The organism is Pseudomonas marginalis (assembly GCF_008692035.1).
GTDB lineage: Bacteria > Pseudomonadota > Gammaproteobacteria > Pseudomonadales > Pseudomonadaceae > Aquipseudomonas > Aquipseudomonas marginalis.
Window position 1 is genome coordinate 3,588,883 of sequence record NZ_VTFG01000001.1, and the last position, 12,674, is coordinate 3,601,556.

At 60.8% G+C, this 12,674-nt stretch carries 14 protein-coding genes; 13 read left to right on the top strand and 1 reads right to left on the bottom strand.

Annotated features, from left to right (window positions below; genetic code table 11):
* Nucleotides 1–15: 15 nt before the first annotated feature.
* On the bottom strand, nt 16–1,116 hold the full coding sequence (gbcB, locus tag FX984_RS16850; protein ID WP_027605983.1) for a glycine-betaine demethylase subunit GbcB: 1,101 nt from the start codon (nt 1,114–1,116) through the stop codon (nt 16–18).
* Between the two features lie 281 nt (nt 1,117–1,397).
* Here gbcB and gbcA point away from each other — a divergent pair, with 281 nt between their 5' ends.
* The 13 genes from gbcA (at nt 1,398) to FX984_RS16920 (ending at nt 12,671) form a co-directional block, all read left to right on the top strand.
* The gene (gbcA, locus tag FX984_RS16860; protein WP_027605984.1) at nt 1,398–2,693 is read left to right on the top strand and encodes a glycine-betaine demethylase subunit GbcA; all 1,296 of its coding nucleotides are present in this window, start codon (nt 1,398–1,400) and stop codon (nt 2,691–2,693) included.
* Nucleotides 2,694–3,485: 792 nt separating this feature from the next.
* Nucleotides 3,486–3,980 (top strand): prepilin-type N-terminal cleavage/methylation domain-containing protein, encoded by a 495-nt coding sequence (locus FX984_RS16865; protein WP_027605985.1) that lies wholly within the window; start codon nt 3,486–3,488, stop codon nt 3,978–3,980.
* A complete protein-coding gene (locus tag FX984_RS16870; RefSeq protein WP_027605986.1) occupies nt 3,955–4,335 on the top strand; it encodes a type II secretion system protein in 381 nt (126 codons plus the stop codon). The genes FX984_RS16865 and FX984_RS16870 overlap by 26 nt, the downstream gene beginning before the upstream one ends.
* The gene (locus FX984_RS16875; protein WP_027605987.1) at nt 4,322–4,828 is read left to right on the top strand and encodes a hypothetical protein; all 507 of its coding nucleotides are present in this window, start codon (nt 4,322–4,324) and stop codon (nt 4,826–4,828) included. Before FX984_RS16870 ends, FX984_RS16875 begins: the two co-directional genes overlap by 14 nt.
* Nucleotides 4,829–4,992: 164 nt before the next feature.
* Nucleotides 4,993–6,447 (top strand): lytic polysaccharide monooxygenase, encoded by a 1,455-nt coding sequence (locus FX984_RS16880; RefSeq protein ID WP_186511898.1) that lies wholly within the window; start codon nt 4,993–4,995, stop codon nt 6,445–6,447.
* Between the two features lie 212 nt (nt 6,448–6,659).
* Nucleotides 6,660–7,091 (top strand): type II secretion system major pseudopilin GspG, encoded by a 432-nt coding sequence (gene gspG, locus FX984_RS16885; RefSeq protein ID WP_027605989.1) that lies wholly within the window; start codon nt 6,660–6,662, stop codon nt 7,089–7,091.
* Nucleotide 7,092: 1 nt separating this feature from the next.
* Entirely contained in the window at nt 7,093–7,557 is a 465-nt protein-coding gene (locus FX984_RS16890; protein ID WP_098480807.1) for a transglycosylase SLT domain-containing protein, read from the top strand.
* Nucleotides 7,554–8,738 (top strand): type II secretion system F family protein, encoded by a 1,185-nt coding sequence (locus FX984_RS16895; RefSeq protein ID WP_146477680.1) that lies wholly within the window; start codon nt 7,554–7,556, stop codon nt 8,736–8,738. Before FX984_RS16890 ends, FX984_RS16895 begins: the two co-directional genes overlap by 4 nt.
* Nucleotides 8,739–8,742: 4 nt before the next feature.
* Entirely contained in the window at nt 8,743–10,380 is a 1,638-nt protein-coding gene (locus FX984_RS16900) for a GspE/PulE family protein (RefSeq protein ID WP_092355593.1), read from the top strand.
* Nucleotides 10,361–11,086, top strand: a complete 726-nt coding sequence (locus tag FX984_RS16905; RefSeq protein ID WP_223841631.1) for a hypothetical protein — start codon at nt 10,361–10,363, stop codon at nt 11,084–11,086. Before FX984_RS16900 ends, FX984_RS16905 begins: the two co-directional genes overlap by 20 nt.
* Nucleotides 11,083–11,640 (top strand): hypothetical protein, encoded by a 558-nt coding sequence (locus FX984_RS16910; protein WP_166655291.1) that lies wholly within the window; start codon nt 11,083–11,085, stop codon nt 11,638–11,640. Before FX984_RS16905 ends, FX984_RS16910 begins: the two co-directional genes overlap by 4 nt.
* Before the next feature lie 6 nt (nt 11,641–11,646).
* Complete coding sequence (locus FX984_RS16915) at nt 11,647–12,183, top strand: hypothetical protein (RefSeq protein WP_146477677.1); 537 nt, start codon at nt 11,647–11,649, stop codon at nt 12,181–12,183.
* Nucleotides 12,180–12,671 carry a hypothetical protein gene (locus FX984_RS16920; protein WP_027605996.1) on the top strand — a complete coding sequence of 164 codons (492 nt, stop codon included), beginning with the start codon at nt 12,180–12,182 and terminating at the stop codon, nt 12,669–12,671. The genes FX984_RS16915 and FX984_RS16920 overlap by 4 nt, the downstream gene beginning before the upstream one ends.
* The last annotated feature ends 3 nt before the right edge of the window (nt 12,672–12,674 follow it).

The following is a 12,674-nucleotide window of genomic DNA, read 5'->3' on the forward strand; positions in this document are numbered from 1 at the left end:
TGCCTGCTCGAGCAATCAGAACTCGATGCGCACATCGCCCTTCGGTACGCTGCAGCACGACAGGATGTAGCCTTCGGCTTCGTCTTCCTCGGTAATCCCGCCGTTGTGGTCCATCTCGACCTCACCGCCCAGCTTCATCACCTTGCACGTTCCGCAAATCCCCATGCCGCAGGCTTTCGGAATCAACAGCCCAAGCTTGGCCGCCGCTGCGTGGACGGTCTCGCCAGGTGCGACGCGAATGCTCTTGCCTGAGGCGATGAACTCCACCTGGTGCAGATCCGCCAGATCGATTTCCGGGGCATCCGCCGCTTGCTCGGCCTGCTCCACCGCGTCGGCGCGGGCTTCCGGCGGCGTGGCGCCGAAGGATTCCTCGTGGTAGCGCGCCATGTCGAAACCGGCGACTTCCAACAGGCGTTTCACCGCATTCATGTAGGGCGTCGGGCCGCAGCAGAACACTTCGCGCTCAAGGAAGTCGGGCACCATCAGTTCGAGCATCTTGTGGTTCAGGTAACCGCGATAACCCGCCCAGGGCTCACCCAGGCCGTGCTTCTCACAGATCAGGTGCAGGCTGAAGTTGTCGATCCGCGACGCCATATGCTCCAGCTCGCGGTGGTAGATGATGTCCTTGGGCGAGCGGGCACTGTGGATAAACGTCATGTCGACGTTGGCGTTGGTGTCGTAGAACCAGCGGGCCATGGACATCACCGGCGTGATCCCCACGCCGCCACTGAGGTACAGCACTTTCGGGCTGGGGAAGTCGATGGCATTGAACAGCCCGACCGGCCCGTGCACCGCCAATTCCTGGCCTTCATGCAGGGTGTCGTGCAGCCAGTTGGACACCTTGCCGCCCGGCACACGCTTGATGGTCACCGAGAAGCTGTAGGGCACCGACGGCGAACTGGAAATGGTGTACGAGCGCATGATCGGCTGGCCGTCGATTTCCAGCTCCAGGGTGACGAACTGCCCCGGCTTGAAAAAGAACAGGATCGGCTGGTCGGCCATAAAGCAGAAGGTGCGCACATCCCAGGTTTCCTGGATGACTTTGACGCAACGGACGATGTGCCGACCATTGGCCCAGGTCTGGGTGGTTACCGGATTCAGGAAATTATTGGACATGTTGTTCTCCACCGCCGACGTCGGCCTTATGGTGGCGATTCTGCGTAACGCGGGAACCGCCCATTTACCTATCTGCGACATTCACATACTTATCGCGACCAGCCCCCATGCCACGGGGGTTGCGCGTCGGGAACAGAGTGGGCCATGTCGCTCATGGATAAGGTTCGGCGCATCAGCAGCCCCACACTCGCTCCCAACAACGACGTTTTCTTTACGCCTTGCTGCAAACCTGATCAGCCACTATTCGTCGGCCACACAGAATGGCCTTGAGGACACACACGATGGACGTCACCGCAACCTTAAGCTTGGGCGATCCGCTGGAACCCGCACGCAAGGCCACCGCGCAAATGCTGCAAGAGCGCGAGCGCACGTTTTCGCTGCCGCAGCCGTTCTACTCTGATGAGCGGCTGTTTGATATCGACATGCAGGAGATCTTCCAGAAAGAGTGGTTGATCGCCGGCATGACCTGCGAGATCCCCAGCAAGGGCAACTACCTGACCCTGCAAGTGGGCAAGAACCCGATCATCGTGATCCGTGGCGCCGAAGGCGTGGTGCATGCGTTCCATAACGTGTGTCGCCACCGTGGCTCGCGCCTGTGCACCAGCGACAAGGGCAAGGTTGCCAAGCTGGTGTGCCACTACCACCAGTGGACCTACGAGCTGGACGGTCGCCTGCTGTTCGCCGGCACCGAGATGGGCGCCGATTTCGACATGAAGCAATACGGCCTCAAGCCGGTGAACGTGAAGACCGCCGGCGGCTACATCTTCATCAGCCTGGCCGAGAACCCGCCGGCCATCGATGATTTCCTGTCGACGCTGAACCACTACATGGAACCCTACGACATGGAGAACACCAAGGTGGCGGTGCAAACCACCTTGATGGAAAAGGCCAACTGGAAGCTGGTGCTGGAAAACAACCGCGAGTGCTACCACTGCAACGCGTCGCACCCCGAGCTGTTGAAAACCCTGCTGGAATGGGACGACGTCACCGACCCACGCGCCGACCAGGCCTTCAAGGACCATGTCGCCGCTTCGGCCGCTGCCTGGGATGCCGAGAAGATCCCTTACGCCCACGCCAGCTTCGGCCTGCGTAACCGTATCGTGCGCATGCCGCTGCTCAAGGGCACCGTGTCGATGACCCTGGACGGCAAGCAGGGCTGCGCCAAGCTGATGGGCCGCATCAAGAACCCCGACCTCGGCTCGATGCGCATCCTGCACCTGCCGCATTCCTGGAACCACTGCATGGGCGATCACATCATCGTGTTCACGGTGTGGCCGATCAGCGCCCAGGAAACCATGGTGACCACCAAGTGGCTGGTGCACAAGGACGCCGTGGAAGGCGTGGACTACGACGTGGAGCGCATGCGCCAGGTATGGGACGCCACCAACGACCAGGACCGTCGCCTGGCCGAAGAGAACCAGCGCGGGATCAACTCCACCGCCTACCAGCCTGGCCCGTACTCCAAGACCTATGAGTTCGGCGTGGTGAACTTCGTGGACTGGTACAGCGAACGCATGTTGAACAACCTCGGCGCAGCCCCGGCGCCTTACCTGAAAGGCGTGGCTGCGCACGAGTAACCGATACCCACAGCTCAAAACTGTGGGAGGGGGCTTGCCCCCTCCCACACTTGAACCTCACACTGCTTAATATTTGATCGACTGTCTCGCAGACCACTGCCAGCCTGCCCTCCAGCCTTTACCCAACAACTTATCCACAGAGCCACCCACAGCAATTGTGGGCAACTGCGCTATCCCATCAAAATTAATTGAAGAAAATCCGTGACTTATTCAAGTTGACGGTTCCAGCGGCATATTGATCATTTATTGATCAAAACCCTAAAGGCCACGTAGAACGTGACCTGTAGCGGTACGCAAACACCTTATCCACAGAACCGCCAACAGACTTTGGGGGCAACTTCGGCAGCGCTGTGGAAAACCGCGTCAAACCTTCATATACCAAGGGTTTCAGCTATATTCCTGGGGTTTAACGGCAATTTGATCAATAAACAACCAGACGACGGAAAGCCTCTATTCATAAGGCCTGTAGCGGATAGCAAACATCTTATCCACAGAAGCGCCAACAGACTTTGGGGGCAAGTCCGAACACCGCTTCAACCTTATCCACACGAAAAAGCACCTAAAAACCGTGACTTAGCTTGGTTATTTTTCGTACAACGGCTTACAGACGTTGATTTACGGGGGTTGTGGAGACTCACGAACATCTTATCCACAGCTACGCTCACAGCGTTTGTGGGTAAACCCACAACCTGTACAAAAAACACCCAGCATCTACACTCATCCTTGCAGTCAATTCCATGGCCTGGGTTAACGCGGAAGTCCTTGGCAGCCTGATCGGGAGGAAGAACGGTGATGTGGCAGGGCAAGCCCAGCCATCACTGCGCCAAAGGTTTTACGCTGATTGAATTACTACTGACGCTGGCCCTGCTGGCCACGCTTGCGACAGTGGCTTATCCGCTGACAGCATTGATGGGTAAACGTGATCGAGAACTGGACCTGCAACGCTCGCTGCGGGAAATCCGGCGTGCGATCGATGCCTACAAAGACGCCAGTGACGATGGCCGCATTGAAAAGAGCATCACTGACAGCGGTTATCCACCCTCCCTGCACGTATTGGTCGAGGGGGTGACGGACAAGACCAACCTTCAGGGCAACAAACTCTATTTCCTGCGACGCATTCCCCGCGATCCCGTGTGCGAGTGCCCTGAACGTGCGCCCGCAGAAACCTGGCAACTGCGCAGCTACAAGAGCACTGCGGATAACCCACAAGAGGGAGAAGATGTATTCGACGTTTCATCCCGAAGCACCCGGGAGAGCTTGAATGGAACGTCATACAGCCAATGGTGATCGGGGCTTTACCCTGATTGAGTTGCTGGTGGTCATGGCGATCATCGCCACCCTCATGACCCTGGTCACCCCGCAGTACTTCCGCCAGCACACCAAGGCCCAGGAAACCGTGCTGCGCCACAACCTGTCTTCCATTCGCCAGGCCCTGGACCAATACCGCGAGGACCACGGCGCCAACCCCGAGTCCCTGCAAGCCCTGGTCGACCGCCGCTACCTGCGCGAGATCCCCATGGACCCGCTGACCGGCAGGCGTGATACCTGGCAACTGCAACCTTCGGACGAACAAGGCCTGGGCGATGTACGCAGCGGTGCCACGGGGACCGACACGAACGGGAACGCTTATGCCGACTGGTAAGCACAGCCAGCAGGGCTCGGTGTTCATGGGCATGTTGGTGACAGTGGCGGTGGTGGCCGTGATGCTGATGGAAGTCGGCACCCTGTGGTCCAGCGTGCTGCAGCGCGAACGCGAGCTGGAACTGCTGGCGCGGGGCAATGAAATCCGCCGGGCGATCGGCCTGTACTACGCCGCCGGCAATACCTACCCCAGGTCCCTCGAAGACCTGCTGCTCGACCGTCGCCAGCCCACCCCCCAGCGCTATCTGCGCCGCGCCTATACCGACCCGCTGACCGGCGACGCCGAGTGGGGCGTGGTGGCCGGGCCCGGCGAAAGCATCATGGGTGTGTTCAGCACGGCAAAGGGCACACCGTTCAAACAAGGCAACTTTTCAGTCATCAACCAGAGTTTTACAGGACAAGGCAGTTATCAAGGGTGGGTGTTTCTGTTTGGCCCTGGGCAGAACAACCCTGCAACCCGCATCGCTCCCAAGGGAGATCAACTGAGCAAATGATGCCGATTGAATAAGCACACTGATCGTTCCAGCCGTTCGGAACTTATTTAGCTGAACTGAAGGCGGACTAAAACATGGATAACTTACAGCGATATATGGCATACCTCATCAGGTGGATGCTGACGGCACTATTACTGATTCCGGCAGTAGGATGGACACATGGAATGCTGGACTACCCCAATACTCGACAAGGCATATGCATATCAGCGGGTAATTACTCATGGCCGCCCGACGGTTCAGGTATAACACCTGGTGCGTGTAAAACAGCAGCGATGATTTGGTCTAACCCGGCTGATCGTCTGTACCCTCTCTCACACTGGCATGAGTTTGCCAATAACGTAGCCGGTCATAGAGACTTGGAAAAACTCAAAGCACATATCGCGGATGGAACGCTTTGCTCAGCAGGCGACCCAAAAAAAAGAGGCTTCGACTTGGCTCTTCCGGATTGGCAGAAAACCCCGGTGCATGTCGTCAATGGAAAAATGACGGTACGTATCGTGGGCTCACAGCCCCACGTACCCAGCTACGTCAGGGTGTTTCTGACCCGTCCCGGTTACCGTGCTATAGCACCATTGAGATGGGACGATCTCCAATTAATACACACAGAAGAACTCAGCAGCTATCGTACTGACTGGACAGCAAGTGTCGCGCCAAAACCCGCATTTGTACCGACCCCCATCGGTTTCTTCCAGTTCGATGTCCCCGTGCCCAACGGGCAGACCGGCGAAGCGATCCTTTATACCTACTGGCAGCGAGAAGATACCGGTAACGAGGGATTCGGCAATTGTGCCGACATCACATTTGGCGGCACCGTTATTCCAGCCCCTTGGACACCAAAGGGTCCATTCATTGCTTCCGATATAGCTCCCAAACCGGATGAGACCGTCAGAGTTCGCGTATTCGGGAGCACCAGAGGCTTCGTCGAAATCGTGGATGAGTCAGTAAAAATCACCGCTGCCAATGAAGCACCGGCACAGTGGGGGCTGGAACTGAAGAACCTTCTGGCCAAACACGGGCAGATTGTTCAAGTCGGTGTATTGACGGGAAACAGCGTGGTCTTTGATCCAAATAACATGGCAGTGAACCAATTTTATGTTGCCGATAAGGACCATGCCGTCCAGATGTCGGTGATAGGCGGCGGAACCGACCCTGGGGATCCCCCACCCGTCATCCAAATCACAGGCCCAACGTTATTGAAGTCGAAGCAAGCATTCACATTCATTGGTTCGGTATCGTCAGGAAGCAGTAGACAATTTATCTATCATTGGGCAGTTCCTGGGATGAAAGAGCCTTACAACGAACTGACCGTCAGAGGGAATGCCTTAGACGCCATAGGGGAGCCAACACGCTCAATAGCACGCCTGAACGTGATCGACCCTGTAAATAATAAAAGTTACCAGAAGGAGTTTGAATTTACCGTTGAACCAGACGATGGCGGCGGGGAGTACCCGGCCTACAAAGAAGGCACTGCGTACAAGGCCGGCGACATCGTGAGCAATAACGGCAAAAACTATAAGTGCAAACCTCACCCCTACACCGCGTGGTGCGCAGGCGCCGCCTGGGCGTATGCCCCCGGCACGGGCACAGCGTGGGACCAGGCCTGGGACGAAGTTCGATGACCCGCTCGAACGCATATTCAGTTACTGGATAAGCATAAGAGCCAAACGTTATAGGGCGCCTCACGGCGCCTTATATCGAGCAACGCTACAGTTGAAGATGTACTTGAATTGAAAAGGTTCTAACGCAGTCCTACCGGCGGTGCCCGCTTCACAGCGGGCCGGGAGAGTTATACACAACCGCCGTACCTTGGCACTCCCAACAGGGTATTTCCATGCGTATTCACTCATTTATCCACAGCCCCCAGCGTGCCTTCACCTTGCTGGAGCTGCTGGTCGTCCTGCTGATCATCGCCCTGCTCGCCGGCTACGTCGGCCCGAAGATGTTCGACCGCCTGGAACTGGCCAAGGTACAAACCGCACAGGGCCAGATGAAAGCCCTTGCCGATGCCTTGAACCAGTACCGCCTGGACAACGGCAACTACCCCGACGAAACCCTGGGCCTCGACGCCCTCACCGCCCGGCCCGCCACCGCCAGCCATTGGCAGGGCCCCTATGTGAAGACGCTGCCGCCAGACCCTTGGGGCAACCCGTATCTCTACAAGAACCCCGGCACACCGCCCAACGATGCGGAGATCATCTGCCTGGGCCGTGACGGCAAGGCCGGCGGGGTGAATACCTACGCCGACATTGTGTACGGCCTGTGACATGCACACGCTGCGGCGGGTCCTGATACTGCTGTGCCTCACGGGTACCGCACAGGCCAACTGCTGGCAACTGGCAGCCAGCCGCTACCACGTCGACCCGCTGTTGCTGTACGCCATCGCCAAGGTCGAATCCGGCCTCAACCCCAGCGCACGCAACCTCAACAGCGATGGCAGCCAGGATATCGGCCTGATGCAAATCAACAGCCGCCACTTGCCCGCACTGGCCCGGTTCGGTATCACCGAGCAGCACCTGATCACCCAGCCCTGCACCAGCGTCATGGTGGGCGCGTGGATTCTTGCCGGGTTTATCCGCGAGCAGGGTTATGGCTGGCAGGCCGTGGGCGCCTATAACGCCGGGGCCAAGCCGGACCGGGAAGCACGGCGCTCACGCTACGCCCTGGCGGTGTGGCGTTACTACGCGGTGTTGTTGCAACAGCGCCAACAACGGGCGGGGCAAATGCCATGACCGACGTTGACGTGCGCATCATCCGTGACGGCCATGTGCAGACCCTGCGCCTGCAAGCCGTTGACGTCGCCCAGGCGCGCCAGCAACTGCAGGCCGACGGCGCCCAGGTCATCTCGCTGAAAGCCCGCCGCCCACTCAAACTCCCCAGCCGCCGCAGTACGTTCGCCCTCGGCCTGTTTATCCAGGAGCTGGTAGTCCTGCTCGATGCCGGCCTGGTGCTGGTGGAAGCCGTGGAGACCCTGCGCGACAAGGCGCCCGCCGGCATCAACCGGCAGGTCATGAGCGAGCTGCTCGCCTCGATGTATGAGGGCAACTCGCTGTCCAGGGCGATGCTGCTCAAGCCGCAGACCTTCCCGCCGCTGTTGATTGCCACGGTGGCGTCCTCGGAACACAGCGGCCAATTGGCCGTGGCCCTGCGCCGTTACCATCATTTTGAAGCCCACCTGGCAACCGTGAAGAAGCGCGTCAGCGGCGCCCTGATGTACCCCTTGGTGGTACTCAGCGTTGGCGCGTTGATCCTGCTGTTCCTGCTGTTCTTCGTGATCCCGCGCTTTGCCTCGGTGTTCGACGCCGTGGCCGACCTGCCGGCCACGGCACGCTTTATGGTGTGGTGGGGCGCACTGGTAGACGCGCACGGCATGGAGTTGTTGCTTGGCCTGGTGCTGGCGATTGCCGCGCTGGTGCTGTTGTTGCGCAGCGCCGGCTTCAAGCGCCGCATCGCCCAGCTGTTCTGGAAGATCCCCAGCCTGGGCGCCCAGCGCACGCTGTTTATCCTCGCGCGCTTTTATCGCACCGCCGGCATGTTGCTGATGGGCGGCATGCCGGTGGTTACTGCGGTGGAGCTGTCCGGTGCGCTGCTGCCCGTGGAACACCAGGCGGACCTGCGCCAGGCCATGACCGACATCCAGGCCGGCCAGCCACTGTCCACTGCCCTCGCCCGCCATCGATTGACCACCGCCGTCGCCGAACGCCTGCTACGCGTGGGTGAACAAAGCGGCGAGCTGGCGGCGATGTGCGAGCGCATCGCGCAGTTCCACGATGAAGCGCTGGAGCGTGCCATCGAGCTGTTCAGCAAGGTCTTCGAGCCCTTGTTGATGCTGGTGGTGGGCGGGCTGATCGGCCTGATCGTGTTCATGCTGTACATGCCGATTTTCGAACTGGCGGGCTCCATCCAGGGGTAGTGCGATGAGCGAACAGACACGGCAATGGCAGGCCCTTGCAGAGCAACGCGGGCTGAGCTTGTCCAATTACCTGCTGGAGGTGCTGGAGAAGGCGCCCGACCAATTAAGCACGATCGCCCAGCCCCTGGGCCTGCTTGCCATCCCCCCGGAAAACCTCAGTGAACACTGGCGCTTCGACCTGCTGGCACTGCCCCAGGCGCTGATCCATAACGTGCTGCCGGTGGATAACCACGGCCAGCCGTGCCTGGTACTGGGAGACCCTTTCACCCTGGCCAGCCGGCACTGGCTGCAATCCTCGAAAACCTTGCGTCAACTGCCCCTGGCCATGAGCCTGCCCGGCGCGGTCAAGGCCCAGTTGAGCCTGGCCGAAGCCAGCCAACGGGTGATGCAACCTTTCGGTGAGGACGACGAGCATGCCCGCGTCGGCCAGGCCGCCCAGGAAATTTCCCTGAGCAGCATCGCCCGCGACGACAACCCGGTGGTGCGCCTGGTCAACTCCATGCTGTTCGATGCCCTGCAAAGCCGCGCCAGCGATGTCCATGTGGAAACCACCCCCCAGGGCCTGGTGATCAAGTACCGCATCGACGGCGTGTTGCAGCAGATGGGCCAGGCCAGCGGCATGGACATGGCCGAGCAGGCACTGTCGCGGATCAAGGTGTTGTCGGAGCTGGATATCGGCGAGCGGCGGGTGCCCCAGGACGGGCGTTTCAAGATGAAAATCCAGGGTCGCGAAGTGGACTTTCGCGTGTCGATCATGCCCAGCATCCACGGTGAAGATGCGGTGCTGCGGATTCTCGACAAGTCCCAGCGCGGCGAGTCCCTGAGCCTGGAAACCCTGGGGTTGAACGCCGAGACCATCGCGCGCATCCGTGTATTGGCCGGCGAACCCTATGGCATGTTGCTGGTGACCGGCCCCACCGGCAGCGGCAAATCCACCACGCTGTATGCCGCCCTGTCGGAGACCAATACCGGCGAGAAAAAGATCATCACCATCGAAGACCCGGTGGAATACGAACTGCCCGGGGTCCTGCAAATCCCGGTGAACGACAAGAAGGGCCTGACCTTTGCCCGTGGCCTGCGCTCGATCCTGCGCCACGACCCGGACACCATCCTGGTGGGGGAAATACGCGACGGTGAAACGGCCGGCATTGCGGTGCAGGCAGCGTTGACCGGGCACCTGGTGCTGTCGTCGGTGCACGCCAACAGCGCGTTCAGTGTGCTGGAGCGCTTTACCTACATGGACGTGGACCCGGCCAGCTTTGTCGAAGCCCTTAACGGCGTGGTCGCCCAGCGCCTGGTGCGGCGCATCTGCCCGGACTGCGGCACGGATGCCGCCCCCGACCCCGAGATCACCCACCTCGCCCAACTCGCCGAGGCTCAACTCCAGCAGGGTCACTACCGCGTGGGCAAAGGCTGCGAGGCCTGCCGTCACACCGGCTATCGCGGCCGACTCGCCCTGGCCGAAGTGCTGACACTGACCGACAGCATCAAGGAGGGCCTGCTCAACCGCAGTTCGGCCTCCACCCTGCGCGAACTGGCCCGTGAAGCCGGCCACGTGTTTATCCGCGACATCGCCCTGGCCCACGCCGCCCAGGGCGACACCACGCTCAAGGAGATCCACCGTGTCATTTCCCTTTATTGAGCATGTGGTGTGGCTGCACAGCGACGGCGCCGAATGGGCCGCACGACCGCGCTGGCGCGGTGCAGCAGTATGGCGTGCGCAACAGGCTGGCGAACCATTGGCCGCCTGTGCCGAACTGCTGGAACAGGCGCCGCGCGGCCGCGTCGGGTTTCTGGACCGGGCCACGGTGCTGCTGGGCTTCCCCCATGTGCACTACCTGATGCTGGCGTGGCAAACCGGTTTGTACAGCCAGGCCGACTGGCAAGGCTTGGCCGAAGTGACCTTCAACCAACAGGCAGGCATCGACCCCGGACAGTGGCAAGTGCAAGTCGCCAACAGCACCTTTGGAGATGAACGCCTGGCGGTCGCGACGCCACGGAATTTGCTGCAAGACCTGCGGGAGTTGTTCAAGCAACAGCACCTGCCGCTGGTGACATGCACGCCATTGTTGACGGCCGTGGCCCAACGGTATTGGCAGCAATTGCCTGACGATTGCGTGCTGGCGGTACCTGAGGCGCGAGGTCTCAGTTGCCTTTACCGGCAACGGGGTGTGGCTCAACAAGTCTGCGTGCTGCAAACCCCACCCGGCAGCCACTTGAGCGACAACCTGTTCACCGCCGACCTGCTGGCGCAACGGCACGCGGCGGCCACATGGGTCGTCGCCAATCACCCCACTGAACATTGGCTGGGGCCACTGCATCCCTGGCTGGGGGAGCCGTTGGCATGATCGCTCAGCTGAAATCACAACTCGCCGGTGCCTGGCGACAGCGGCAGGCGCCGGGCGTCGACTTCCTGCACCCTAACGCCGTCTATCGGCCGCTGGTGAGTGGGTTGTGGCTGGTCGCCGCCGGGCTTGTCTTCGTCACCTGGCAACACTGGCAGCGCATGGAGCATCAGCAACAACAGACCGACGCCCTGGAGCAGCGCTTTATCGAATTGACACGCCGCCAGGAGCAACTGATCCAGGCCGCCATTCGCTTGTCACCCCAGCAGAAACAACAACTGGCCGCCTTTTCCCGACAGCAGGACACGCCCTTCGCGCTGATGGACGCCGTGGCCCGGGCCTGGTCCGCGGAAGTCGCGCTGACGCGCGTGGAGGTCGACACCCAGGCCCGGCTGATTCACTTGGAGTTGGAAGCCAAGGTGCTGGGCGATGCCTTTCGCTTTGTCGAACGGCTCAAGGCCCAGCCAGGGGTGCACGTGAACCTGCAACAAAGCGCACGCAAGGCCAATGACCCGCAACATCCGGTGCAGGTCAAACTTGCGGTTGGTGCAGGGTAGTCGCCCATGGACGCCCTGACCCGCCACCTCCCGCGCGTGCGCTGGCACCTGATGCAATGGCAGCAGCGCCTGGGCTTTTGGGGGCTGCTGGCGCTGGGGCTGATGGCGGCAACGTTGCTGATCGAAGTCACAGTGATACATCCGGTAGGCATTGCCGACCGCCTGCGGCGCCAGGAACTGGAGGCCGGTATCGCCGAGCAGCCCCAGGATGTGCAGGTGACCGAACCGGCCGTGGTCGAACGCCTGCCCAGTGCACAGGACTTCGCCCCACGCCTGGAAAAGCTGCTGGACGTCCTCACCCGGCGCGGTTTTCTCATCGAACAAACCACCCTGGCCTACTCCGCGCCCGGCAACACCGGGCTGCAACGGCTGGACGTGGACATTCCCCTCGTCGGCCCCTACGCCTTGCTGCGCGATGCCCTGGACGACGTCGCCAACGAGCCGGCCGTACGCATCGAACGCCTGGCCCTGGAGCGCAAGGAAATCACCAGCGGCATGTTGAACATCAGCCTCAAGGTGAGTGTGCTGGGGGTGGTGGAATGACGCTGCCGCTGTATCTGCGCGTGCTGTTGTTGCTGACCTTGATCGGCTGCGGCTGGCTGTTCTGGCAGGACACTGCGGACACTCCCACGCCCTCGCCGGTGCCAGTGATCGCCCGCCCTGTACAGGTGCCCTCGGCACCGGTCGCAGCACCTGCGCCGGCGGTGGCCGAAGCCATCGACCTGTTCCCCGCCCAGACCTGGACACCTGCACCGCCGCCCATACCGGTCGACACCTCAGCGCCCAAGCCACCGCCCCTGCCCTTCACCGTGAGCGCGCAATGGCGCTACGAGAACCAGGCGAAAATCGTCGTGCTCAGCGGCAATGGCAGCCAGTACACCCTGTGCAACCGTTGCTCGGTACCCGGGCGCATCGTGCCCGGCAAGATGCTCGACGCGCACTACCGGCTGGACAAACTCACCGACACCGCCGTGGTGCTGACCTACATGCCCCTCAAGCATGTCAGCACCTTGCGGCTGGACACTCACTGACCG